Raw genomic sequence first — 24,942 nt, 5'->3', positions numbered from 1 at the left:
GTTAATATGGGCAAGAGAATCCCCGGGATACTGATAAAAAGCGCGATCGATATCGTAAAAGAACTCGAAGGGAAATCGCTGGTGATACTCGAAGACGTTGAGCAGGGAAGAATTCCGGACATAGGAGTTACTGTTGTAATAGTGAGCTCTTCCTTTGACGTTGAGAACGAGAAGATCAAAAGAGTTTCAATTCCCCAGAATCTTGATCTGAACAACATTCTCAACTTAATCTCGGCATTTCTCCTTGAGCATGATATAGTTAAAGAGGGGGATTCTTTCGTTTACGTTACCAGCGAGCTGATCGGAATCAAAACTGTCAAGAAAAGCATCTCCGCCATGAGAGGCTTCTTTGCCCAGAACCAGAACGTCCTTCAGCGGTTGCTTGAGATAACCATCGAGCTGAGCATAGAAGGAAGGGAGGGCACACCTGTAGGAACGCTCTTCATAATCGGCGACACGAGGAACGTGCTGAAGCACTCCCACCAGATGATACCCAACCCCTTCAAGGGCCACAAGATAAACGTTCTTGACAGGGACAGCAAGGAGATCATTAAAGAATTTGCCCAGCTTGACGGGGCGTTCGTCGTAAGCAATACTGGGAGGATCATAGCGGCGGGAAGGTACATAGAGGTTGATCCCAGGGCCATAGACCTGATGCTCCCGCCGGGACTCGGCAGCAGGCACATAGCAGCTGCTGGAATAACGAAGCTGACTAAAGCCATCTCCATAAGCCTCTCCGAGAGCGGCACGATAAGAATATTCAAGAACGGCCTGATGCTCCTCGAGTACAACCCGAGAATTAGGTACTGAAGAAAACTTTGCTGGCGCAAAGTTTCATCGAAAGTTTTTGACATTTTTCTTCTTCAGGCATCGCCCTTCAGGGCGGGAAGGAGGTCAGTTTTGATTTCCTTCTTTCACGAGCATTTAAAGCTTGTCTTAAAGGTTCAAAAAGAGGAAAGGCTCAGAAGAGCCACTGGTTCTCGATACACTCGTCACAGGATGGTTTTTCTCCTGCTATGGCCTTGAATTTGGTGTAGATGCACTCGGGCAGTCCAAGCGGACAGCGCTCCGGCGTAACGCCGGGTCTGACCTTGGTTGGATCGAGCTTTATCTTGATGTAGGCTTCGTACTCCTCGACCTTTTTCCACGGGAGTACCTTCGCACCGTAGATGACGAGGTTGTCGTATATCTTGGCATAGTCACCGACGACGGCGTTCTCTTTGAGGAGGACGTTCCTGCTAATAACGACGCCTTCTCCAAGTATGGAGTCCTTTATCTCCGCCCTCTCCTTGACTATGTCGCTTCCTATCAGGATGGCCCTTTTGAGATATGCCTTGTCCTCGATTATGCTGTTCGGACCGATATACGTGTAGGCCTTTATCTTGGCGCCATGGCCTATCTTGACCCCTTCGTCGATGTAGACAGGTCCCTGAATCTCAACGTCCTCTGGAACCTCTGCACCTTCTTTGATGGTGTAGTAGCCATTCTGCTTAGTTATCTCGTCCATCGCTATTTGGTGGGCGTAGAAAAGATCATCTGGCGTTCCGAGGTCAATCCAGTAGTGCCCGCGTGGTATCTGGTGGGCATAAACCTCTCCCTGGGCGACAAACTTCGGAAGAACTTCCTTCTCAAAGTAGACCTCCTTGTTCTTTGGAATGGCATCAAGAACCTTTTTGTTCACCATGTATATTCCGGCATCGACGAGGTTAGTCTTCGGCCTCTTGGGCTTCTCTTCGAAGTGAACAATCTTGCCTTCTTCATCGACCTCAACGACACCGTACTTCTCGGGATCATAGACCTTGGTGACGGCAACAGTGATGAGGCTACCGTTCTTTCTGTGAGCCTCTATAAGCTCTTTGAAGTCAAAGTTCGTGAAGACATCACCGTAGATAACGAGGAAGTCCTCGCTCACGTAGTCCTCAACGTTCTTGAGCGCACCACCGGTTTCAAGCGGCATGGGATCGTTAACGAAGCGGATGTCTTTGGGATAATCGCTCATCTTCTCGTCGATGAACTCTCTTATCTCCCCCTTCATATAGTGAACCGAAAGAACAACTTCGTCGATTTCGGATATCTTCTCAAGGCTCTCCAGAAGGTACTGAAGGTTCGGCTTGCCAAGAACTGGAACCATCGGCTTTGGTCTGGTTGATGAAAGTGGCCTTAACCTAGTTCCAAAACCACCAGCAAGAATAACGGCTTTCATAGTATCACCATTTAACACTCCTGCTGGAAACTTATATATTTTACGGCCATTAAATATGTCCCACAATGAACGAAAAGGAGGAGGAGTTCATTTCTGTCCACTGAGATTTAATTCCGGAACGATGTATATCTGCCCCTTAAAGCGGAAACAGGAGCCGGGGCAGACACTCTTGAGAGGGCATGTTTCACAGGTCGAGCTTCCGAGTTCTACCCGTTCAATGTAGCCCAGAGTTTCCAGGATCTTCAGCGCCCCCTCAACTTCTTCCCGCGGGAGCGAGAGCCTCTCGGCTATCTCATCGAGGCTTTTCCCTTCCTTGATCAGCTCAAGGATTTGCTCAAGCATCTTTTTCACCTCAAAGACCCAGAGCCGTGCCGATTTGCCAGACTATTATTCCTACTATGGAAGCCAGCGCTATCATGTAAAAAACCGTAAATGCCGCCCACTTCCAGTTGCTCTCAGCCCTTATCGCACCGATTGTGGCGATACACGGGACGTAGAGGGTCGTAACAAGGGCCAGCACATACGCCTGAAGGGGTGTCATGACGCTCGCTATTACCTCCTCATTTCCGTAGATTATACCGTAAGTCGAGATGACGTTCTCCTTGGCGATTATACCGAAGAGCAGGCCTACCGCAGCCTTCCAGTCAAGGCCCATGAACTTCATGTAGGGCTCGAAAAAGGTGCCGAGCCTCTCAGCGTAGCTCTGGCCGGTGCCTATCTCGACGGGGTAGCTGCTGAGGTACCATATTGCTATCGATCCCAGGAGTATTATCGTTCCTGCCTTCTTGACGAACTCCTTGCTCCTCTCCCAGGAGTGGAGCAGTATCGTCTTCCATGAGGGCACAAGGTATTCTGGTAGCTCGATGATGAAGGGGCTTTCTTCCCCTTTGATTATGAACCTGCTGATGACCCATGCCGTGAGGAGCGCGAGGAGTATGGCAGTGGCGTAAATGCTGACTGCCACGAGGGCCCGCCTCTCGATAAAGAAGGCCCCTGCGAGGAAGCTTATGACGCTCAGCCTCGCGCTGCACGGGATTAATGGGTTTACAAGCATCGTAACGAGTCTGTCCCTCTCATCGTCAAGGGTTCTGGTGGCCATCACTGCGGGAACGTTGCAGCCGAAGGCGAGGACCATGGGTATGAAGCTCTTCCCGGGGAGGCCGAACTTGCGCATTATTCTCTCCATCACGACGGCGGCCCTGGCCATGTAGCCGACGTCCTCGAGCAGGGACATGGCAAGGAACAGGAGGAACACCAGCGGGAAGAAGCTTAGAACCGAGCCGACTCCGGCAATAATTCCATCAACAACCAAACCGCGGAGGATCTCGCTAGCTATTTGGGGGGCTAGCCACTCTCCAAAGTTCGAGAAAGCCCCATCAAGCAGTTCCTGAAGGGGCATTCCAAAGGTGAAGACGAACTTAAAGACAAGGTAGAACACTCCAAAGAGTGCCAAGAGGCCGTAAACTGGATGCGTCAGAATCCGGTCGAGTTGGTCGCTGAAGGTCTCTCCTTGCTCATGGGAATACCTCACGAACCTGTGCATGAGTCCATCTATGAACTCATACTTCTGGCTGGCTATTATGAGATCCATCGCGCGCTTATACCGCTCTTCGACTTCCTCTATGTGAGTCATTATCTCGTCGAGCTTCTCCTTTCCAAGGTGCCTGAGGATGAGCTTTATTACTCCGTCGTCCCTCTGGAGGAGCTTTATGGCGAGCCATCGGAGGCTGTACTTTTCTGCCAGGGGAGTATTTCTAAGGGCCGCGGTTATGTGTTCGATTTCCCTTTCGACTTCTGGGTCATAGGTCGGGATGACGGGGTGAGCCTTCAGCTTGCCGTTCGCCATCTGGTATATCCTTTCCTTGAGCTCCTCAATACCGATGCCCTCCTTCGCGTTGAGTGGGACGATAGGAACGCCAAGGACTTCCTCCATCCTCTTAACGTTTATCTCGATGCCTCTCTTCTCAGCGAGGTCTGTCTTATTGAGCGCTATGATCACGTTGTCAAGGCTCATTTCGAGTATCTCCATCGTGAGAAAGAGGTTTCTCATTAGGGCCGTCGCATCCACGACGTTCACAACAACATCCGCGCTCCCCTTGAGGAGAAAATCTCTCGCCACGAGCTCGTCAACAGAATGAGCGGTAAGAGAATAAGTTCCCGGGAGGTCTACCACGAGAAACTTCTGCCCCCTGTACTCCAGGATTCCCTCCTTCTTTTCAACGGTAACTCCCGGCCAGTTGCCGACGTGCTGGCGCATGCCGGTCAAGGCGTTGAAAATAGTGGTCTTCCCAACATTAGGATTTCCGGTCAGAGCAATGACCTTCATCATGGAGAACCACCTCAGAGCTTTCTGACCATGACTTTGGCGGCTAATCCGTTACCAATGGCAAACTTTACTCCTCCAACGGAGATAATCATTGGGCCCATTGAGTGCGATTCGATGATTTGAACCGTGGTTCCAGGTGTAAGCCCCATAGAAACCAGTCTCTGTCTTGCATAGGACCCGGCCACTATGTTAACCACGATTCCCCCTTCTCCGGGTCTTAGGGTGTTTAAGGGTACAATCATGAGCATCACCGTTAGGTTATCCTAATTCTATTTTGGATATGTAGATAGCCTTAAAAAGCTTTGGTGGGCCTAACAAAGCCCGATGGTTCGAAATCAGAAAACTGTTGGTTTAGATGTAGGCTTACGTAAGATTTCTTCTTTGGAGCCTATGTTAAAACTTTGGAAAGATATTTAAGGAATTAAAGAGAATACAATTAATTGAATTTCGGAGGTGTGTTGTCTATGGAGGAGATTCCACCCGAAGAACCCAAAAAGAAGACTTCTCTGGGCATGGAGGAGAACGTTGAGGCTTTGCTGGCGTATGTGCTCGGATGGCTCACTGGCATACTCTTTCTGGTGCTAGAGAAGGAAAGTGATTTTGTCCGTTTCCATGCTATGCAGTCAACGATTACGTTCATAGGTCTCACCATTATCTGGATAGTTCTGTGGATACTAGGTGCAATTCTGAGTATCATTGCTGGACCACTAGGACTTCTCTTCACATTACTGGGTATGTTGGTGTGGTTGGCGTGGCTTGTCTTTTTGATACTTGGAATACTTAAGGCTTACCAGGGTGAGTACTACAAGTTCCCGATCTTCGGCAATCTCGCCGAGAAGTGGGTCGGCAAGATTAACATCTGAGGCTTAGATTTTTAAGCCTCTTTCAGTATTTTTCCCCATGATTGAGAGTGTCGTTAATGAAATACGGGAGTTCTCTAAACGAAGCGGGCTTTATGAGAAACAGATTCTCGTCCTATTCTCCGGGGGAAAGGACAGCAGCTTGGCCCTCTACCTGCTCAATGAAGCAGGTCTCAACGTTTCAGCCCTCACATTCTTCCACCGCTGGAGCTGGAGGGAAACGCTCAACTGGGCCATGAAATTTACGAAAAAGCTCGGCGTTGAACACTACCTTGTGGACGTAACTGATGGTCTTCTCCGTGAGACAGCTGGCAGAAAGGGTCCCATATGTATCAACTGCAAGAAAGTGATGCTTTGGAACGCCAAGTGGTTTGCCATCAACAACGGCTTTGATGTTTTGGCTAAAGGTGATAACGCCAACGACAAGATAATTGGCGCCCTGCTCGACCAGTGCAGGACGGATATACGGCTCTGCGGCCTCCCGAGAATTGGCATCCCATTTTTCAGGCCATTGATTAAGTACACCGCCGAGGAAGTTGAAGCTCTTGCGGAAGAGGCCAGAATAAGGCCATACCGCATGTATGAACACGCCCGCAGAAGGCAGTGGCGCGAGGGCTGTCCGTTGCAGTACATAGACCGTGAGGAAATTGTAACTCCCAAGCTCATGGATTTGGCTTATAGAGTAAACTACGAGATAAGTAAGCTCGCGAGGAGAAAAAAGGTTCGCATGAGCGTCCGCGTTCCGAGCTTCGAAATCATGTGCTGGGACTGCGATGAAGAAACCCTAAGGGATGCACAGGAAATAATCGCGAAGTTCCGGAGGGTTGAGGGGTGAGACTCCCACCCGGAAAGTTAAGGAATGATGTTCTGAGAGAAGTTGTCTTTCCAAACATTGGAATTGAGGATGTTCGGGTTATTTACGGCCCGCGGGAAGGGTTCGACTCGGCAGTCCTCGAATACGACCACGAGCACTACTTAATCGTCGCCACAGACCCGACACTTGGCGTGCCCGAAGAAACCTTCGGATTCTTCACCTACCATTTTGCAGCGAGTGATGTTGCAGTTTTTGGTGCAAGACCAAGGTGGCTGATAGTTGATCTGCTCTTTCCCCCTGGGACCGAGAGAAGTTTCCTGGAGAACATCATGAGAAGCCTAAACACCGAGTGCCGCAAGTATGGAAGCTCCATAATTGGTGGCCACACTGGGGCTTACCCAACTATAGCAGAGCCCACTTCAACGACCACCGCGATGGGTCTGGTGAGAAAAGACGAACTAAAGCTCCCGCTGGCGGAGCCGGGCGATAAAATAATCGTTACCGCCAAGATCGGCCTCGAGTTTGCCGTTTCTGCCGCGTATTTTCGGGAGGAGGAGCTAAGGAAGTTTCTAACATTCAAGGAGATCGAGAGGCTTAAGAGGCTTTTCACATTTGAGACTGCCCTTCCTGACGCCCTGATTGCGAGGCCGTTCGTCAGGGGCATGCACGATGCCACCGAAGGCGGCCTAACAGCGCTCCACGAGATAGCTGAGAATTCGGGGGTTGGGTTCAGGGTCTATGCGGATAGACTCTACCTCGACCCTCTGGTAAGGAAGGTGCTTGAGTTCTACGGCCTTGAGCCGTGGAGCGTTTCCTCAACGGGAACGCTGATAGCCATAACGCCGCCCGAGAAAGCTGATGCTTTAATTGAAGAATTACATAAAAATGGAATTATGGCATTCGAGCTCGGGGAGTTCACGGAGGAAAAAGAACGGGTTCTTGTGAAAGGAGGGAAAGAAAAGACCTTCCCGACTTTTGAAAGGGACCCCTACACAGAGCTGTATGGAGAGGGGTAGAGCTCATTTCACTCTAAACCTCAGCAGAGCCGCCAGGCCTCCAAGGGCTTTCAGCTTCTCCCCTCCTTCATGCTCTGAGCTGACGATGACGACCTCACCGCGAGAGTATCTAACAGCGTCCATTAGTTCCTCGATCTTCTCTCTCATCTCCCCCTTGAGCAGTTCGTCGAGAACCAGGAGCGTCTCAACCGCGCCGTAGTTCGCTGCTTCCTCGACTTCCCTGAGGCCATAGGCAACTAGGCCGTTGTTCTTCGCTATGTTCTCGAGCACCTTTTCAATGAGCTGGACTTCTTTCGCAACGCGGTTCTCGTGGTAGACCCTATCGACGGTTCCACGTTTGATAACCTCGTAGATGCCCGTTCTGCCGGTCACGCTCGTGTCCTCGATGACGACCTTCTTGACCAGCTCTGGATAGTTCTCTCGGAGGAACTTGTAGAAGTCTTCCTTGACGAAACCAGGGCCGGCAACTATGGCCTTCTCGACCTTCTCACGGTTCATTATCTCCTCCATGGTCTTTGCCACATCGTGGAAGAACCTCTTCTCCTCGGCTTCCCTGTCCGTGTTGTAACGCTTTCCGCCGAGGTTGTGCCTTATGCTCGTGAGTATTTCCACGCCATATTCCCTCACCAGCGCCATGTCGGCCTCGCCATCATCGATAACGACTATCATGACCCTGGCGCGCTTGGAGGCGCTGACCGCTTCCCTCAAGCGCTCGATGTGATGCTCCTTCCAGCGTGGCTTCTGGATTGTGACTACCGTGCCCTCCTCGATGGCTATGGTGTGGTACTTCCCGAGGGGAACGTCCTCCCTGCTCGCGTAGACTATCGGCCCGGTAACGCGTACCTGGTTGGCGAACTTGTGGAAGTTTATCTTCTCCGCCCTAACTCCAAGGAAGACTGGGATAACCTCGACCTTCTCCGCTCTCAGGGAGTCGCTCCTCTGGCTCTGCTTTCTGAGCGTTTTAGCGTAAACGACGTCTCCCTCGTCGATGATGTGGTAGAGGTGCCAGAGATCATCGAGAGTCTCTGCCTTGACCTTCACCTTGCCCTCCTTGGGATCCTCGTGGATTATCTGCACCTTCTCACCCCCTGAAAAAATAGGTGTCGGGCTTTAAAAAGTTGTGAGAGAAATAGGGAAGGAGTCAGATAAGCTCCCTCTCAGTCTTGGTAAGCCTCTTTGCGCCGTTCTCGGTTATGAGAACGGTGTCCTCTATGCGAACTCCGCCGAACTTGGGAATGTATATACCGGGCTCGATAGTTATTACCATGCCCGGCTTGAGCTCTGTGTCGTCCTGCTGGCTCACACGAGGCCACTCGTGGATTTCAAGGCCTACGCCGTGGCCGGTGGAGTGGATGAAGTTGTCGCCGTAGCCGTACTCGGCTATGATATTCCTGACAATGGTGTCAAGCTCTTTGGCCGTTATTCCAGGCCTTGCTGCCTCCACACCCTTCTTCTGGGCCTCAAGGACTATTTCGTAGATCTCCTTCTGCTTCTCGTTGGGGGATCCAACAACAATGGTTCTGGTCATATCGGAATGGTAGTGTCTGTAAAGGGCGCCCTCGTCGATAACGACCAGCTCGCCGCGCTCTATCCTTTTGTCGCTGGCAACGCCGTGGGGCAGAGCAGAGCGCCAGCCGCTGGCTATTATAGTGTCGAAGGCTGGCTTTTCCGCGCCGTTCATCTTCATGACGTACTCCATCTCCGCGGCTATTTCCCTTTCACGCTTGCCCTCACTTATCTCTTCCAGCGCCGCCATCATGGCCATATCGGCTATCTTGCAGGCAGCTTCAATGACCTCTATCTCTTCCTTTGTCTTAATGATTCTGAGCTCCTTGATGACCTCATCGAGAACGTCGAAGTCCTCAACACCGGCCTTTTCCCCGAGGGCCTGAACCATTGAAAAGCTCGTTCTGCCTTCAATGCCGAGCTTTCTTAGTTTGAAGCTTTTCAGCCTCTCGTACAGCTCCTTTCCAGCCTTGAACTTTTCAACGGGGACCTTTGAAGTCTCCTTCGCCTCCTCATACTCGAGCTCTGGAACGAGAAACACGCTCTCGTCTGGGGTAACAACGAGATAGCCACCAAGGACGGGTGAGCTTCCGGTAAAGTAGAAGAGGTTCTCCCTTCTCGTTATTAGAGCGGCGTCAAGACCCTTCTCTGAGATGTACTCCTGGAGTCTCTCGATTCTCATCACAACCACCAGACGTGATGATGGGCTTCATTAATAAAATCCTTTCGGGAAGAAAGCGTTATAACTCCGTAGGTGATACCCTCAATCATGGTAGTTTACCTCTTTGACTTCGATGGGACGCTCGTTGACAGCACGGGTGCCGTTGAGAAGGCTCTCACGATAGCTATAGAGAAAACCATTCCCGCCGTGATAGAGAGCGACCTCTATGACGAGTACTACAAGGCACTTTTCCTTTTCATCAAGGGCAAGCTGACCTACCAGTACCTTGGCGTCATCCACGAGCTGGTGGCCCAGGGGACGATACACGAGTACTACAAGCTGATGCCGAAGTACATTAAGGACTTCCCCTTCGCGAAGGAGGTAATCAGAACGCTGAGAAAGCGCGGAAGGCGCGTTATAAGCTTCTCTGGCGAGCACACTTATCCAGGCGGAAAGGTCATCTTCATGAAGAAGACGAACTGGTACGACGAGTTCGATGAGGTTATAACATTTAAGGGTACGAAGGACATGCTCCAGAAGTTCGAGACCCTCAGGGCGCTCTATCCTGATGAGCCATTCGTGTGGGTTGATGACAGCCCGGGAAGGTTCACCTACATCCTCGATGATAACACACTCCTCGTCCAGAAGGCCTCTCCCTACAAGAGCGACGTGGCTCTGCTCTTCGAGAGGCAGAACTTCGTCAAAATCAAGGACATTAGGGAGATACTTGATATAGATGATGGGCTCGCCGGGTTTGAAGGATAAAGCTTAAAAGTTCCCTCCAGTGAACCCCCTTCGGTGGAGGTGAGGGCGATGCCACGTGGAAAGGCCATCGTCCTTGCCTACGCCGGTACCCACGAACACCAGGACAACCACCACATGATTCTCAAGCCGCTCGGCGTTGACGGAAGGGAGCAGGCTGCCAGGCTCATCGGCAGGAAGGTCGTCTGGAGGACGCCGACCGGAAAGAAGATGGTTGGAAAGATTCTCAAACCTCACGGCAACCGCGGTGAGGTCAAGGCCTACTTCAAGCCAGGCCTTCCCGGACAGGCCCTCGGCGACTACGTCGAAATCCTTTAAACCCCCCAACCTTTTCTTTCTCTGGTGAGATGATGGAGCTAAAGGAAGTGAGGGAAGGTCTCGCGAGGATTTTGGTTCCAAAGGCCGAGAGGATTTACGATGCGCCGGTCTTCTACAATCCCCTTATGGCTCTGAACAGAGACATAAGCGTTCTTGCTCTGAAGGTTCTCGGCTCCAGGCGCGTTCTTGATGCGCTCTCTGCGACAGGGATAAGAGGCGTCCGCTACGCCCTCGAAACCCCTGCTGGGGAGATATGGCTCAACGACATAAATCCCAATGCGTTCAGGCTTATAGTCGATAACGTGAAGCTGAACTTCTCCGGAGAGCTCAAAATCGAAGGGAAGATGGCCGTTCTCGAGGGAGAAAAAACGTTGGTTGTAACCAACGCCGACGCTAACAGGCTGATGAACGAGCAGTTTAGATACTTCGACTTTGTTGACTTGGACCCATTCGGCTCGCCGATGGAGTTCCTTGATTCGGCCCTTAGAGCCGTAAAAAGGCGCGGTGTTTTGGCTATCACTGCGACCGACACTGGAGTCCTCTGCGGAGCCTACAGGAACGCTTGCCTGCGCAAATACCTTGCAGAGCCCATAAGGGGCGAGCTCTGCCATGAGGCAGGCCTTAGGATCCTCATTGGGACCCTCGTCAGGTACGCTGCCAAATACGACCTCGGCGTTGAGGTTCTTCTGGCCTACTACCGTGACCACTACTTCAGGGCCTTCCTCCAGCTGAGGAACGGAGCAAAGAGGGCAGATAAAAGCATGAAGCAGCTTGGCTACCTTTACCAAGACGAGAGCGGAAAGTTCGAGTTTGAAAACGCCTTCCTCCCATCGAAAGCCACCGCCCATGGGCCGCTGTGGCTTGGCCCGCTGAAGAACCAGGAGTTCGTCGAGGAGCTTCATAGGCTGAGTGCTGAACATCCACTCGGAAGTAAAAAAACACGGAAATTCTTGGAACTCTTAAAAGACGAGCTTGACGTCCCGTTTTTCTACGACACCCACGCGGTAGCGAGGAGGCACGGGCTTGAGGTCAGGAAGCTCGCTGGAGTCATCGAGATACTCTACGAGAAGGGCTATAAGGCAACGAGGACGCACTTCTCGCCGACGGCCCTTAAAACGGACGCACCATTTGAAGAGGTGCTTGAGGCGCTGAGGGAACTTCAGTGATTTCATATTGAAGAACGATCGGAATTCCTCAACCTTCCGATAGGCATTTTAACTTTTCTTCGGATTTCTTACGGAGGTGGGCAAATGGACGAGATGCTTAAACTCGCGAAGGAGTTCTACAAGGACGAGTATGCAGACTCGGTTCTCTACGCCCAGCTGGCAAAGATAGAGAAGGACGACGAAATAAGGAAGGAGTTTCTCAGGCTCTCGAACATAGAATCAAAGCACGCTAAGTTCTGGTATGATTTCATAACACAGCACGGCGAAGAAGTCCCGAAGCCAAGCGTTAAGAGGCTCACCATCTGGAGCGTCAAGCTGCTCCGGAAGATACTCGGTCCTGGCTCGGTCGCTTCCCTCCTTGAGATGGGCGAGAACAGTGCAATTCAGAAGTACTTCAGGTACCTCACGACTTACGCTGACCGCTTTACTCCCGAAGAGATGGGGCAAATAAAAGAGGTCATTCTCGACGAGCTGGAGCACGAGAAGTTCTTCTATGAGAGCAAGCAGCGCTTCCACGTCGAAAACACGCGCGACTTAGTTCTTGGCATGAACGATGGTCTCGTTGAGATCCTTGGTGCTGTAACAGGTCTCTCCGCGGTCTACCCCAACAATCCCCAGCTCGTCGGAATAAGTGGTCTCATCGTCGGCGTTGCTGGGGCGCTCTCGATGGCGATAGGAACCTTTGTCTCGGTCCGTTCCCAGAGGCAGATTAAGGAGGCAATTCGGGATAGGATGGAGGTTCTCTTCCGGGTTTCTCCTGAGAAGGCCATGGAAGAGCTCATTGATAAACTCACCGAAGGCGGCATGCCCGAGGAAGTTGCCAAAGAAGTTGCCAAGGAACTCGCTAACAACAGCGAAGCCATCATGAAGCTTCTCATTCCAGAGGCAGAGGAAAACGAGATAAGGGCGGCGCTCTACACTGGAATATCCTATCTGTTAGGCGTTGCATTCCCGGTCACGCCGTACTTCCTCGCTTCAAGCTCCCTAACGGCTCTGCCGTTCTCAATACTCTTGGCCGGTTCTGCCCTGGCGATAGTGGCAACCATCATATCGCTCCTATCAGGAATCTCGATAAGGAAGAAGGTCGCCGAGATGGTTGCAACGGGTCTCGGTGCAGCGTTCCTGAGCTACCTCTTCGGAAGGCTGATGGAGGCAGTGTTCCACGTTTCGGCACTTTAAACTTCCTTCTCTTTGGATTTTCTCAGGCAATCACACTTTCACGTACTTCCACTTTCCACGCTTGAACACCAACCAGAAGAGTGCCGCTGTTGTGAAGGTCTCAAGGCTCATGGCTATCCACGCCGCTATAACGCCGAGGCCTTCAAAGTGGAACGAACCTATTGTGAAGCCAAAACCGAGCAGATAGGCTGGGACTATCCTGAAGAGCAGCTTGCTCACCGCGGTTATGTACATAGGACTCCTGGTGTCTCCCGCTCCCCTCAGGGCACCTCCGAGGACGAAGAGCCAGCCAAGGGGTATCTCGCTTATACCGACGATTATTAGATATATTGCCGCAAGGCGGAGGACTTCCTCGTAGTTCGGGTCGCTCGTGCTTATGAAGGGCATAACCAGATAGCGCGGGAAGACTATGAGGATTACCGCCATCGTCGTCATGAAGAGGCTGACCATCTTAATTGCCTCGTAGACGGTCTTTTCAGCTTTATCTGGTTTTCCTTCACCGAGACTCTGGCCAACTAAAGCGGCCGTGGCCACGTTGAAGCCAAAGGCTGGCATGTAGGCTATGCTCTCCACCCTAAGGCCGACCTGGTGTGCGGCCAAAGCGATGGTTCCAAAGCGCGTCACTATGCTCATGTAGAGGAAGTTGTAGAAGCTGAATAGGCCGCGCTCCACCATCGTGGGGATGCCTATGCGGAGGATTCTTCTTGCCATGTCTACATGGAACGACCAGCTCGGCCTGAACCGGAGCACCAGCTTTCCTCTCCAGAGGAGGTAGAGTCCGATGAGAAAAGACGTCGTGATGCCAATTCCGGAAGCCCACGCCGCTCCGACCGGGCCGAGCTTTGGAAAGCCGAACTTTCCGAAGATGAGCAGGTAATCGAGGACCGCGTTGACAATGTTCATGAGTATCCCGAGCTTCATAGGCGTTTTTGTGTCGCCGGCGCCCCTCAGAGCCGAAAATGCCGTGAATCCCACGAACCTTATGGGATAGAAGGCAAAAAGCACCTTTATGTACTCGTAGCCGAGCTCAACGACATTATCGCTCGCGCCCATTATCCTGAGTATGTCATCGCCGAAGAACCAGCCGAAGAGCATCACGGGGATTCCAAGGAGAAAAGACAGGTAAATACTCTGCTCCAGAGCTAAAGTCGCGTTCTCTGCGTCCCTTGCCCCAACGAAACGCGCTACAAGGGCAAGAGTTCCTGTCGCAACCGCTGCCATAATCGGCATCATGAACCAGCTGACCTGTCCACCGAGGCCAACTGCGGCCAGGGCAAGCGCCCCGAGCTGGCCGACCATCATCATGTCAACTAAGTTGAGGAGGGTCTGGGATATGTTGCCCATGATGGCCGGCCAGGCAAGCTTCCATAGCCTTCGCTGATCCTCATTCAACATCATTAAGACGTCCCTCTAAACGGTAAAACTAATATAGGAACTTAAAAGGATTGTGGTCTATAGTATGATTTGTTATACGCACTGAGAAGAGACCGAACTAAAGGAAAGAGAAAAAAGTTCAGAGGAGGTTCCTCTTCTTCTTCCACTTGTGGGACCAGCTGTACTTCCTCATGCGCCTGCTCCTGCCGAAGCCGCACGAGGCGCAGTAGCCTTTCTTTATGTTGTATGACCTCTTACCGCATCTGCGGCACTTGATGTGAGTGGGAGTATGGTTTCTCCTGCCCTTCGGCGCGGTTCCGCTTCCCATGGTATCACCCCGCTAAACTCAAGCTCACTCAACACCAACATCAACCGGGGAAATTGCCAGGACGTTGTCTCCCCTGATAACAATTTTACCGTACTTCTTAACGACCTCGCCGTCCTGGATCATCTCGGCACCGGCGAGGACGATGTTCAGGTGAATGTCGTAACCGATGAGCTTGCCTCTGAACTCGAACCCCTTCTTCAGGATGACGAGCACGTCCTTATCGAGGGACCTGTGGATAACGTCGAGTGGTCTTTCCGCCATTTTCACGCACCTCCCAAATAATCAAAGCTCATAGCCATAACGAGGCAATCGGTTTATAACTCTTTCCCTCTGCCTATCTTGACGATTAGACGAACGAACGCCCAAAAGGTTTTTATGAAAATCCCTTACTTGAGTTTCAGGTGGTGAGTATGGCGGATAAGTACGAGATTCTTCAGGACCTCATGAGGAGGAGAGGCTTTGCCTGGGGTAGCTTTGAAATCTACGGTGGTACGAGAGGTTTTTACGATTACGGTCCTCTGGGGGCTACAATAAAGCGCAAAATCGAGCAGAAGATAAGGGAAGCCTTCCAGAGGGAGGGTTTCTTCGAGCTTGAAACCCCGGACATAACCCCCGAAAAGGTCTTCATAGCAAGCGGCCACGTTGACAAGTTCGTTGACCCGCTTGTTGAGTGTAGGAAGTGCGGCGCCAGGTTCAGGGCCGACCACCTCGTTGAGGAGGCCCTCGGCATAGACACCGAGGGTATGAGTGCCGACCATTTGACCCGGCTCATAAGGGAGCACGACATAAAATGCCCCGAGTGCGGTGGCGAGCTTTCCGATGTGTGGTACTTCAACCTCATGTTCGAGACTAAAATCGGCCCCTACGGCGATCAAAAAGGTTATCTGAGGCCAGAAACGGCGCAGGGCATTTTCGTGAACTTCAGGCGCTTAAACGCTTTCGCAAGGAACAAGCTTCCCTTCGGCGTGTTCCAGATTGGGAAGGCATACCGTAATGAGATCTCACCGAGACAGGGGATGCTCCGCCTGAGGGAGTTCACGCAGGCCGAGGCGGAGATATTCTTCAACCCGAAGGAGACTGAACATCCGCACTTCGACGAGGTCAAGGACGAGGTTCTGAGGCTCTATCCGATAGAGAACCAGCTCAAGAACCTCGGGGAAATCGAGATGACGGCTGAAGAGGCCGTCAAGAAGGGCTACATCATGAACACATTCTTCGCATACTACATGGTTATGGTCAAGCGCGTTCTCCTCGACATAGGCATTCCCGAGAGTGCCATACGCTTCCGCCAGCAGCTGCCCGAGGAGAGGGCCCACTACTCCAGCGACACGTGGGATGTGGAGATACACAGCGAGCGCTTCGGCTGGGTGGAGTGCGTCGGCATAGCATACCGTGGAGATTATGACCTCAGCAAGCACATGAAGATGAGCGGGGCAGATTTAACCGTCCTCATCCACTACGACGAACCGAAGATAGTCAAACGCCTGGTTGTCAGCCTCAACATGAAGCGTGTCGGACCGAAGCTCAAAGGCGACGCCAAGAGGATAAACGAGCTGATCCAGAGCTGGGACGAGGAGAAGCTCAGGAACCTGGTGGATGTGCTGGAGAGGGACGGCAGGATAACCATCGAGGGCTACGAGCTGGAGAAGGACGACTTCATCATCAGAGAGGTCGAGGAGAAGATAACGGGCGAGAAGATAGTGCCCCACGTCCTTGAGCCGAGCTTTGGAATAGACAGGCCCTTCTACCTGCTCCTCGAGAACTCCCTCGTCATAGAGGAGGATAGAACCTACCTCAGGCTCAAGAAGGACATGGCACCTATTGAGGTTGCAGTCCTTCCGCTCGTTGCGAAGGAACCGCTCAAGAGTATAGCCTACGAGGTGTTCAGAAAGCTTCAGAAGGCGGGCTTCATAGCGGTGTACGACGAGAAGGACACGATAGGGAGGCGCTACATTAGGTACGACGAGATTGGAACGCCCTACTGCGTCACGATAGACAACCAGACGCCCGAGGATGGCACGGTAACGATCAGGGACCGCGACACGAGGGAGCAGGTCAGGGTGAAGATAGAGGAGCTCCCGGAGAAGCTGAGAGAACTGATTTTTGGGGAGTGAGTTCTTCTTTTTTCTAATATCCTTTCTGGTGTCTCTCATGAAGATCCACCTCATCTACCGTCGCCTTCCGAACAGGGTTCTTGAGAGGTATGATGATGTCGTGGCTGACTTAGGGGACGTCATCGTGGCCAAATCCCGCTTTGAGGGTATGCTCGCTCCTCTCAGGGTGAACGGCGTTGAAGTCATCAAGAACGGCTACACGATGGTCTACTTCGCCTTCGTTGGTGAGAACTACGACATCCTGAAGGTCTATGACGAAAACGGTAAGTTCAAAGGCCTCTACATCGACGTTCTGGCCTACACGAAGCGCGAAGGGAACACGATAGAGATGCTTGACCTGTTTCTCGACATCTTTGTCTTTCCCGGTGGCGAGGCCTTTCTTCTCGACGAGGACGAGCTTGAGATGGCCCTCAACTACGGCCTGATTGACAGGGAGACCTTCGACTTCGCCTACCGCATCGCGAGGGAGATACTCGAAAAGCTTAAGCGTGGTGAGTTTCCACCGAAAATAGTCTGGGAGTACAGGCTGGAGGGTCGGAAATGAAGTTCATCAGGGAAACCAAGGACGGCGCTGTAATCCTGCTTTACGTCCAGCCAAAGGCGAAGAAGAACGAGATTGAAGGCGTTGATGAGTGGCGTGGTAGGCTTAAAGTCAAAATCAAAGCCCCACCAGTGGAAGGAAAGGCGAATAAAGAAGTAGTCAGGTTCTTCTCCAAGATGCTTGGGACTGAGGTCGAAATAATTCGGGGTGAAACTTCTCGTGAGAAAGATCTCCTGGTTAAGGGTTTTTCCAGCAAAGAAGTCCTTAAAAAACTTGGACTCTAACGTCCAAGTCTGTTCTCTACTCTTTTTCAGGTACCAGTGGCAAACACCTTTTTCAGAGCAACGCTTAAATTCATGAACCTTTCTTCATCTCTTGGTGATGGTCATGAAAAAGCTCACGCTGGCAGAGGCAAGTGCTATACTCATTGGGACTCAAATAGGGGCGGGTGTTCTGGGCTTGCCGTACGCGCTTAAGAATGCGGGCTTTGCCGGAATAGCAATTATCGTCGCCGTTGGCATTCTCACACTCCTCACAGCCCTTTTCGTGCTTGAGCTGGCCGTCCAGAGGGGAGGAACGCTTACTTCACTTGCGCGAGAGACGCTTGGGAAGGCGGGCGGCTGGCTGATGCTCGCGAGCATATCCGTTCTCAGCTATGGAGCTCTCATAGCCTACATCGCTGGAAGCGGTGACATACTCTCCTCTCTGCTTGGAATTAACAGATCCATCTGCGCTATATTTTTCTGGATGATTATGAGCGGGATCGTGCTCATGGGCCTCAAAGCATCGGGCGAGGCAGAGCTGATGCTCAACTTCCTCCTGCTTGGTGCGCTGGCAGTTGCAGTGGCTTTGATGCTGCCGAGGGTGAACGTTGAGAACATGGCAACGGTAGATACCTCCGCCCTGGTCTCCGGGATAGGTGTCGCTATCTTCGCCTACGTTAGCCACATGGTTGTTCCCGAGATGTATAAAGGGCTCGAAAGCGCGGAGAAGACCAAAAAGGCCGTCCTTATAGGTTATCTTGTACCGATGGCATTCTACGCTCTCTTTGTCTTTGCCTTCGTTGGTGCGCTAGGAGGGAACACCCCTCAGCTGGCCACGTCGGCTCTCGAAGACTACTATGGTGGCTTAGGCAAGGTGCTCGGTCTTATCCTTCCGCTCGCGGCCATAAGCACGAGCTACATCGGCATAGGCTTCGCCCAGATGGACAACCTTCGCGAGGCCTTCAAGCTTGACAAGAGAAGTGCATGGCTCCTGACGGTGGTTCCGCCCCTGCTGATATACTTTGCCGGTCTGAAGAGCTTCGTCAGCGCCCTCTGGCTCGCTGGAACATTCGGCGGCCTTCTCTACGCGGGAATCCTGCCGGTGGCGATGTACGTCAAAACGAAGAAGGTCTGCCCGCCGAAGTGTGTGAGGGTTCCACACGGCGTTGCTTACTTTGTTGGAGCGATTTTCTTCCTAGTTTTCATATATTCAGTGGTGTCACTGGTCTGAACCTTTCTTTTTATTCCTAGGGCAGGTATTCATATATGGAGAACTAGAAAAGGATAAATTGGAGAGATTCACTTCAAAATCCCAAGGCTCTGGTTCGTCTTCCTTATGCTCTCCCATTTGTCGGCCATCTCGAACATAGCCCTTATCGCATCGATGTTCTCAGGTACTACATCGCTCTCCTGATGGACCGCTTGGATGTAGAAGAGCCTGTTTCCGCGGACGCTTATGCTCTCCTTCCAGACGGCTATCTCGTAGAGGTTGTTCCACTCCCTGTGAAGGTCTCTTGCAAACTCTATGAGCTGGGCCGTGCTCTCGAAGCCCTTTTCCTTCTCGAAGAGCAGAACGCGCGTGGTGTTCTCGAAGATGTCTATGACGTCCTTTGCTTCGAGCGGCTTCTTCAGCTCGACCATTATGCTGTGAACGTGCATTATTGTGGTTGGCACAACGAAAGCTGAAGTCTCGATGTTTATCGGAATTACCGTCTGAACGTCCGGCCCGTGGTGGGACGGAACCGTAACGCTCGGCTTTATGGCGTTTATCGGCCCGCGCTTGATATCGTTCGGGTCGGCGGCACGGCGGATCATCACGGCGTAGACGTAGTCGATGTACTCCTGAATTGCGCTGAGGGTTCTTGTGAGGCCGGTGGTGTTGCAGGAGACGACTCTAACGTAGTCCTTGCCGAGGGCCTTCTCGTAGTTGGCCTGGGCTACGAAGGAAACCTCCGCGGTGCTTGCCTTCTCGCCGCCCTGGAAAATGGCCTTGACGCCGGCCTTTTCATAAACTGCCTTGTTCTTTGCTCCCATGCCACCGGGGGTGGCGTCGACTATGACGTCGACCTTTTCCAGCAGGTCGCTGAGCGTTCCGGCGACCTCAAAGCCAGCACTCTCAAACCTCGGCAGAAACTCCTCACTCGCAGCGTAGACAGGAATACCGAGCTCCTTAGCCCGGTAAGCCTCGAAATCTGGCTTCGTCTTGGTAACTCCGATCAGCTTCATATCGTCCTGCCTAGTGACCGCGTAAGCGACGCGCTTTCCTATGGTTCCGTAGCCGTTAATTCCCACCTTAACTTTCATGATACCACCAAGAATTTTATAGCTGTGAAATACTTAAGCCTTGTTTTCACTCGTGGTGAAAAACAACGTCGAGAAAGAAATTTTTGACATATAGATAGAAAACTTCCCCCGCTGGGATTATAAGGGGGGCTTCAAAATATCCCGCGGTGATGACATGTTCGCCGAAATCCTGACCATAGGGGACGAGCTCCTCACCGGAAACACCGTGGACAGCAACTCGGCCTTTATCGCCCAGAAGCTTACCGAGAGGGGCTACTGGGTGAGGAGAAAAACCACCGTCGGCGATGACGTTGAGGAGATAAAGAAGGTTATCCGTGAGATCCTAGATAGGAAACCAGAGGTTCTCATCATCTCTGGAGGTCTGGGACCAACCCACGACGACGTAACTATGCTTGCCGTTGCCGAGGCCCTCGGGAAGAATCTAACCCTTTGTGAGCCCTGCATTGAAAGAATTAAAGCATTCTATGAGCGCCTTTATAAGGAAGGTTACATCGATGACCCCAAGCTGAACGAGGGGAGGAAAAAGATGGCCTACCTTCCGGAAGGGGCCGTTCCTCTGGAGAACACCGAGGGAGCCGCACCTGGGGCGTTCATAGAGCACGGGGGCGTTAAAATCTTCGTCCTCCCGGGGATGCCGCGTGAGATGAAGGCTATGCTGGAAAAGGAGGTCCTCCCAAGGCTTGGGGAGAGAAAGTTCATCCAGAGGAAGCTTCTGGCAGAAATAACCGACGAGTCAAAGCTGGCTCCAATCCTCATCGAGACGCTGGAGCGCTTTGAGGTCAGAATACACTCCTCGCCAAAGGGCTTCGGCAAATACATTGGGATAATCATCTTCGGAGAGAGCGAAGAGGAGATAGAAAAGGCCAAGGCCTTCATGGAGGAGAGAGGCATTCGCTTCGAGGAGGGCTGGTAGCGAAAGAGTGATAAGGATAAACGGGCAATTCTATCGGGTCAAATCCAGCCGAAGGGGAACCAACCGCTGTTGTGGTGTGAGCCATGCTTCCTCCGGAAATTCGCTCCATCCTCGAAGAGATGCGAGCCGAGCGCATAAGAGGCGCGAGTTACCTGGCCAAGAGAGGCGCAGAAGTATATATAAAGCTCGCTGAGCTTTTAAGCGGCGATGGACTACGGGAAGCTCTTAAGGATATGAGAGAAGAGATTCCTGCCGTGAACAGGACGATGGCCTCACTCTACAACCTGGCCAGATTCATACCCATCACGGATAACCCCGACCTTGTAATATCAAAGGCCGAGGAATTCATCCGCCTGAGCGAGGAAGCCAAAAGGGAGATCGGCAACATCGGGAGCGAGCTGATAGACGAGAATGAGGTAATAATAACCCACTCCTTCTCCTCGGCTGTTCTGGAGATTTTTAAGGCCGCGAAGAGGAAGGGCAAGCGCTTCAAGGTAATCCTAACGGAGAGCGCACCGGACTACGAGGGGCTGGCCTTAGCCGGGGAGCTTGAAGCCCTAGAAATTCCCTTCGAGGTTATCACCGACGCTCAGATAGGAATCTTTGTCAAAAAAGCCACCCTGGCCTTCGTCGGTGCCGACAACGTTACGCGTGATGGGGTGGTTATCAACAAGGCTGGCACGTACCTCCTTGCCCTAGCCTGTCATGACAATGGCGTTCCTTTCTACGTCGCAGCGGAGAGCTTTAAACTCCATCCTGGGCTGAACTCCGAGGAGGTTGAAATAGTCGAGAGACCCTACGCGAGACAGGGCTACCGCGTCAGGAACTATCTCTTTGACATCACGCCCTGGAAATACGTTAGGGGGATAGTAACTGAACTCGGAATTCTGGTGCCTCCGAAGGAGATTTAAAGTCCTCTTTTCTTGTCATTTTCACAATCTAGAAAGAACAGAAGGAAAGAAAAGAAATCAAATTTCGTGGGCCAGCCAGAGAAGGACGCCCTTGACGAACGGCCAGTTGCTGTCTATGTACTTGCCGTAGTAGGAGTCACTAATGGCCTTGCTCGAGCCATAGGCAACTATTCTACCGTTTCCGGCTTCTACGGCAGCCGCGACTATCGGGTTTGTGCCCTTGCCCCTAACCACGTTTCCGTTGGCATCGACGGAGTATGAGGTGTCGTATGCCTTGATCAACCAGGTAACTTCGCCGCTGATGGTAAGGGTCTGGCCGTTGTAGTAGGTCTTCCAGTCCTCTGGAACGAACTTCATCGCCGGGTGGGCGGTGTTGTAGATTCCAACGAACGGATAGTACGGCCTTCCGCTGTTCACATCATCGTCCATAAGCTCATCAGCGTTGAACTTGATGCCATACTTCTCGACCACGGCGTTGAGGCTCTCGACGTTGGAGTACTTGTACCAGTCTCCGGCTATGAAGAGCCCACCACCGTTTTCAACGTACTCCTGAAGCGCCGCCACCTCGTTTGGAGTTAGGTCTTCCTTCGGGTTGAGGATTATCACGACGTCGTACTCCTTAAGCAGGTCGTAGGTGAGCGGTAGCTTGTTGATCTCTACCTCCCAGCCTAGATCGCTCTTGATCTTCTCGGCGAGCCCGTTAACGCCGACTTCCTCAACGTAGTACTGGCCGTGAGAGGCGTCGATTAGCACCTTGGTGATGGTGATGGTTATGTTACCTGGCTGGGTCATGTTGGTCTCGTTTCCGGGCGTTGGAGTGGGTGGCTGGTATGTTGCTTCAACTTCCTCAAGAACGTCCTGGAGGTGCGGCAGGACAAACTCTATCTCCTGCATGACTTCTTTGCTCATGAGCGCTGCCTTTCTGATGTGCACCATAACTGGATAGTAGTAGGATGCTCTGTATGGATTCTGCTGGACGAGCAGACCCTTGAGGCTGTTATAGATGCTGTACTCCCGCTGTATCTCCTTCATGGTCTCGTTTATCCACTGAATCTTTGGTTCAAGGTCTCCAAAGTCAACCCCGTACTGCTTGAGTTTGTTAACGGTGTAGGTGAAGTTTTCGTAGAGTTCTGCGAGGTTGTTCTCCTCCTTGATATAGAGTCTCTCGTAGTACGGGGTGAGACCGTAAGAGATGGTATATGGGTTGGGGACGACGAAATAACTGTAGTACCTTTCATCGGCAATCTCACCAGTTCCGTCAATGACAATGACAGTTATGGTGAGATCACCTGTGAACCCAGGCATATAAGTGAACTCATAAACTGCGGTCTGGTTGATTCCAATAACCTGGGAATCACGTCCGATTTCATCACCATTAGCAAGTAATACAACAGTAACGTTGTCGTCTAGGGTTCCATGGTTGTATACCCTAACGCTTATGTTTCTCGGAACTCTCTTGATCATTGGTCCAGAAACCTCAAAGGTCTCGACGCCTATCTGGGGGACGTATGGCTTTATATCACTGGCAGACCTAGGCTCGATCTTAAAGTTGCCGTAGGAATACCACACGATTCCTCTTATGTACTCGTATCTTACATGGCTCGGGGTATAATCGTAGAACTTATCGTCAATTCTAACTGGCCCGCTGCCGTCATCAACCGACCACTCACCATAGCCAAGGTCGGGATCGACAACCTTGACATCCCTGACCTCTACGAGGACACCTTCCCACTGCTCCTGAGAGACGTTCCCAGTTGGAAGAACAACAGGCTCGGGAACTTCAGCGGTTCCCAAGACCTCTATGCTTCTCTGGTCGATCGGAGTGTCTTTGTAATCAATCTCGGTGAAATAGTAGAACTCCTTCACCAAGGCCTGAACGCTGACGTACTCACCAACATTGACTGGTGGAGTGCTGCCAGTGTAGACCCAGATTCCGCTCCATGGTCCAGTACCGTTTTGGATGGCAAATCCATAGCTCGTCACGAAGGTAACAACTCCGTACGTCTTCACGACTTGGTCAACATACGGAGAGGTAGAAGTCCCTCCCTGTATCTCCTGAACTGAAACCACAGGAATTTCAGGGGGAATACCAATATCGTCGGCGTTTCTCGGCTCAATCTTGAAGTTGCCATACGAATAGTACACCACACCTATGACGTAATCGAGCTCCTGACCGTCCAGTGGGGTGTAGGCATAAATCAGATCATCAACCCTAACCGGTCCGCTCCCATCGTCAATTTCCCACTCACCGTAGCCAAGATCCGGATTGGTAACGACAACGTTTTCAACCTTGACGAGAACACTTTCCCACTGCTCTTGGGCAACATCGCCTGTTGGGAGAATCACTGGATCCGGAATTGGGGCAGTTCCCAGAACGGTTACTGTGGGACTATTTGATATCTGAGTTAAACCATACCACTCCAAAACCTCTCCCGTTACTTCAATGTAGTCACCGATATTGACTCCTGGGGAGGTTCCAAGATAAACGTAGATTCCGCTCCATGGGCCAGTACCGTTCTGAATGAAAAAGCCTTTTGATGTCACTGCCGTGACGACTCCCCTCGTAGTAACAATCTGGCCGACATAGGCAGAGGCGTCACCGTCCGTAGTGTTGCTCTGGATTTCTTGGATTGGAACATACGTGGCTGCCTGCACCGGCTTTATCGCCCACGCCGGTACTAGACTTAGAATCAACAGTGCCATTAAGACCAAGCTCCACCTTTTCATGTGAACCACCTAATCAGAAACGGCGTTCATGTATAAATAAGTTTTTCCATAACTTACTCCGACAATTTATCACTCACCGTGTTCAGAAATTCCGAAATTAATAAAACTTGGTCACACAATACCCACCTCGGTGATCCCATGCCAATAACGACCAAAACCGGTGATAAGGGTTTAACAGGCCTCTTTACAGGCGACAGAATTGCGAAGTACTCACCCATAATGGAAGCTAACGGCACCATAGACGAGCTGAGCAGCTTTCTGGGCGAGGCCAAACACTACGTGCCCAAAGAGATGGCAGAGGTACTAGAAAAAATCCAGGTCGAGCTTTACTCGCTCATGGCTGAGATAGCCAGTAAGGGCAAGTACAAAAAGGTCGGGGAAAGGGAAGTCAAGTGGCTTGAGGAACTTATTCATAAGTATGAAGAAGAAGTCCAGCTCCGCGCCTTCGTCCTGCCGGGCTCCACCATTGCCAGCGCCAAGCTCGATGTTTGCAGAGTAGTGACAAGGAGGGCCGAGAGAGCCGTTGCACGGCTCGTTCTTGACTACGGCTTTGGAAGCAGCGTCCTCATCTACCTTAATAGGCTCAGCGACCTGTTATTCATAATGGCACGGGCAATAGAAAAGAGGGAGGGAAAGATAAAAGAGGTCAAGTAGCT

26 protein-coding genes are annotated in these 24,942 nt (G+C 51.8%); 15 read left to right on the top strand and 11 right to left on the bottom strand.

Annotation, left to right across the window (positions count from 1 at the left end; translation table 11 throughout):
* Window positions 1-6: 6 nt before the first annotated feature.
* Entirely contained in the window at window positions 7-810 is an 804-nt protein-coding gene (locus tag E3E33_RS05990; RefSeq protein ID WP_167711723.1) for a diadenylate cyclase, read from the top strand.
* A 151-nt stretch (window positions 811-961) separates the two neighbouring features.
* On the opposite strand, the gene E3E33_RS05985 is transcribed toward E3E33_RS05990, so the two are convergent.
* From E3E33_RS05985 to E3E33_RS05970, 4 genes are all read right to left on the bottom strand, one after another.
* Complete coding sequence (locus E3E33_RS05985; protein ID WP_012571618.1) at window positions 962-2,203, bottom strand: sugar phosphate nucleotidyltransferase; 1,242 nt, start codon at window positions 2,201-2,203, stop codon at window positions 962-964.
* Between the two features lie 87 nt (window positions 2,204-2,290).
* Window positions 2,291-2,545, bottom strand: coding sequence for a DNA-binding protein (locus tag E3E33_RS05980; protein ID WP_012571617.1), 255 nt, complete (start codon window positions 2,543-2,545; stop codon window positions 2,291-2,293).
* A gap of 10 nt (window positions 2,546-2,555) precedes the next feature.
* Window positions 2,556-4,532: a ferrous iron transport protein B gene (feoB, locus tag E3E33_RS05975; protein ID WP_012571616.1), complete on the bottom strand. Its 1,977-nt coding sequence runs from the start codon at window positions 4,530-4,532 to the stop codon at window positions 2,556-2,558.
* Between the two features lie 11 nt (window positions 4,533-4,543).
* Window positions 4,544-4,777, bottom strand: a complete 234-nt coding sequence (locus E3E33_RS05970) for a FeoA family protein (RefSeq protein ID WP_238516350.1) — start codon at window positions 4,775-4,777, stop codon at window positions 4,544-4,546.
* Window positions 4,778-4,993: 216 nt separating this feature from the next.
* On the opposite strand from E3E33_RS05970, the gene E3E33_RS05965 reads away from it, so the two are divergent.
* The 3 genes from E3E33_RS05965 to E3E33_RS05955 are packed head-to-tail and all read left to right on the top strand — an operon-like array spanning window position 4,994 to window position 7,219.
* Window positions 4,994-5,392, top strand: a complete 399-nt coding sequence (locus tag E3E33_RS05965) for a DUF4870 domain-containing protein (RefSeq protein WP_012571614.1) — start codon at window positions 4,994-4,996, stop codon at window positions 5,390-5,392.
* 37 nt (window positions 5,393-5,429) lie between these two features.
* Complete coding sequence (locus E3E33_RS05960) at window positions 5,430-6,224, top strand: 7-cyano-7-deazaguanine synthase (RefSeq protein ID WP_167711724.1); 795 nt, start codon at window positions 5,430-5,432, stop codon at window positions 6,222-6,224.
* The gene (locus tag E3E33_RS05955; RefSeq protein WP_167711725.1) at window positions 6,221-7,219 is read left to right on the top strand and encodes an AIR synthase family protein; all 999 of its coding nucleotides are present in this window, start codon (window positions 6,221-6,223) and stop codon (window positions 7,217-7,219) included. Before E3E33_RS05960 ends, E3E33_RS05955 begins: the two co-directional genes overlap by 4 nt.
* Window positions 7,220-7,222: 3 nt before the next feature.
* On the opposite strand, the gene E3E33_RS05950 is transcribed toward E3E33_RS05955, so the two are convergent.
* Window positions 7,223-8,296 carry an mRNA surveillance protein pelota gene (locus E3E33_RS05950; protein WP_012571611.1) on the bottom strand — a complete coding sequence of 358 codons (1,074 nt, stop codon included), beginning with the start codon at window positions 8,294-8,296 and terminating at the stop codon, window positions 7,223-7,225.
* 64 nt (window positions 8,297-8,360) lie between these two features.
* Entirely contained in the window at window positions 8,361-9,407 is a 1,047-nt protein-coding gene (pepQ, locus tag E3E33_RS05945) for a Xaa-Pro dipeptidase PepQ (RefSeq protein ID WP_167711751.1), read from the bottom strand.
* Window positions 9,408-9,494: 87 nt separating this feature from the next.
* Here pepQ and E3E33_RS05940 point away from each other — a divergent pair, with 87 nt between their 5' ends.
* The 4 genes from E3E33_RS05940 (at window position 9,495) to E3E33_RS05925 (ending at window position 12,811) form a co-directional block, all read left to right on the top strand.
* Entirely contained in the window at window positions 9,495-10,151 is a 657-nt protein-coding gene (locus tag E3E33_RS05940; protein ID WP_012571609.1) for an HAD family hydrolase, read from the top strand.
* 48 nt (window positions 10,152-10,199) lie between these two features.
* Complete coding sequence (locus tag E3E33_RS05935) at window positions 10,200-10,466, top strand: 50S ribosomal protein L35ae (RefSeq protein WP_012571608.1); 267 nt, start codon at window positions 10,200-10,202, stop codon at window positions 10,464-10,466.
* A 32-nt stretch (window positions 10,467-10,498) separates the two neighbouring features.
* Window positions 10,499-11,632 (top strand): tRNA (guanine(10)-N(2))-dimethyltransferase, encoded by a 1,134-nt coding sequence (locus E3E33_RS05930; RefSeq protein ID WP_167711752.1) that lies wholly within the window; start codon window positions 10,499-10,501, stop codon window positions 11,630-11,632.
* Window positions 11,633-11,716: 84 nt separating this feature from the next.
* A complete protein-coding gene (locus tag E3E33_RS05925; RefSeq protein WP_167711726.1) occupies window positions 11,717-12,811 on the top strand; it encodes a VIT1/CCC1 transporter family protein in 1,095 nt (364 codons plus the stop codon).
* 30 nt (window positions 12,812-12,841) lie between these two features.
* Here the strand turns inward: E3E33_RS05925 and E3E33_RS05920 are convergent, their stop codons facing one another.
* The 3 genes from E3E33_RS05920 to E3E33_RS05910 form a co-directional block, all read right to left on the bottom strand.
* Window positions 12,842-14,209, bottom strand: coding sequence for an MATE family efflux transporter (locus tag E3E33_RS05920; protein WP_206203374.1), 1,368 nt, complete (start codon window positions 14,207-14,209; stop codon window positions 12,842-12,844).
* A 115-nt stretch (window positions 14,210-14,324) separates the two neighbouring features.
* The gene (locus tag E3E33_RS05915; protein WP_012571604.1) at window positions 14,325-14,513 is read right to left on the bottom strand and encodes a 50S ribosomal protein L37e; all 189 of its coding nucleotides are present in this window, start codon (window positions 14,511-14,513) and stop codon (window positions 14,325-14,327) included.
* A 24-nt stretch (window positions 14,514-14,537) separates the two neighbouring features.
* Window positions 14,538-14,774 carry an LSm family protein gene (locus E3E33_RS05910; RefSeq protein ID WP_012571603.1) on the bottom strand — a complete coding sequence of 79 codons (237 nt, stop codon included), beginning with the start codon at window positions 14,772-14,774 and terminating at the stop codon, window positions 14,538-14,540.
* Between the two features lie 149 nt (window positions 14,775-14,923).
* Between E3E33_RS05910 and glyS the strand changes: the two genes are divergently transcribed.
* The 4 genes from glyS to E3E33_RS05890 all read left to right on the top strand — a co-directional run bounded on the left by glyS (window position 14,924) and on the right by E3E33_RS05890 (window position 18,662).
* The gene (gene glyS / locus E3E33_RS05905; RefSeq protein WP_167711754.1) at window positions 14,924-16,627 is read left to right on the top strand and encodes a glycine--tRNA ligase; all 1,704 of its coding nucleotides are present in this window, start codon (window positions 14,924-14,926) and stop codon (window positions 16,625-16,627) included.
* Window positions 16,628-16,664: 37 nt separating this feature from the next.
* On the top strand, window positions 16,665-17,171 hold the full coding sequence (locus tag E3E33_RS05900) for a DUF402 domain-containing protein (protein ID WP_167711727.1): 507 nt from the start codon (window positions 16,665-16,667) through the stop codon (window positions 17,169-17,171).
* Window positions 17,168-17,452, top strand: coding sequence for a DUF167 domain-containing protein (locus E3E33_RS05895; protein WP_167711728.1), 285 nt, complete (start codon window positions 17,168-17,170; stop codon window positions 17,450-17,452). Before E3E33_RS05900 ends, E3E33_RS05895 begins: the two co-directional genes overlap by 4 nt.
* A 97-nt stretch (window positions 17,453-17,549) precedes the next feature.
* Window positions 17,550-18,662 (top strand): aromatic amino acid transport family protein, encoded by a 1,113-nt coding sequence (locus E3E33_RS05890; protein WP_240912040.1) that lies wholly within the window; start codon window positions 17,550-17,552, stop codon window positions 18,660-18,662.
* A gap of 68 nt (window positions 18,663-18,730) precedes the next feature.
* On the opposite strand, the gene E3E33_RS05885 is transcribed toward E3E33_RS05890, so the two are convergent.
* Entirely contained in the window at window positions 18,731-19,735 is a 1,005-nt protein-coding gene (locus E3E33_RS05885; RefSeq protein ID WP_167711729.1) for a phosphorylating glyceraldehyde-3-phosphate dehydrogenase, read from the bottom strand.
* A gap of 154 nt (window positions 19,736-19,889) precedes the next feature.
* Here E3E33_RS05885 and E3E33_RS05880 point away from each other — a divergent pair, with 154 nt between their 5' ends.
* Entirely contained in the window at window positions 19,890-20,648 is a 759-nt protein-coding gene (locus E3E33_RS05880) for a molybdopterin-binding protein (protein WP_167711730.1), read from the top strand.
* 83 nt (window positions 20,649-20,731) lie between these two features.
* Window positions 20,732-21,559 (top strand): translation initiation factor IF-2B subunit alpha, encoded by an 828-nt coding sequence (locus E3E33_RS05875; protein WP_167711731.1) that lies wholly within the window; start codon window positions 20,732-20,734, stop codon window positions 21,557-21,559.
* Between the two features lie 57 nt (window positions 21,560-21,616).
* Here the strand turns inward: E3E33_RS05875 and E3E33_RS05870 are convergent, their stop codons facing one another.
* Window positions 21,617-24,286, bottom strand: coding sequence for a DUF4350 domain-containing protein (locus E3E33_RS05870; RefSeq protein WP_167711732.1), 2,670 nt, complete (start codon window positions 24,284-24,286; stop codon window positions 21,617-21,619).
* Window positions 24,287-24,424: 138 nt separating this feature from the next.
* Between E3E33_RS05870 and E3E33_RS05865 the strand changes: the two genes are divergently transcribed.
* The gene (locus tag E3E33_RS05865; RefSeq protein ID WP_167711733.1) at window positions 24,425-24,940 is read left to right on the top strand and encodes a cob(I)yrinic acid a,c-diamide adenosyltransferase; all 516 of its coding nucleotides are present in this window, start codon (window positions 24,425-24,427) and stop codon (window positions 24,938-24,940) included.
* Window positions 24,941-24,942: the final 2 nt, after the last annotated feature.

It is taken from the genome of Thermococcus sp. GR5, from assembly GCF_012027535.1.
Lineage (GTDB): Archaea > Methanobacteriota_B > Thermococci > Thermococcales > Thermococcaceae > Thermococcus > Thermococcus onnurineus.
Note: the sequence above shows the minus strand (reverse complement) of the source record. Positions and strands in the feature narration are given on the sequence as shown.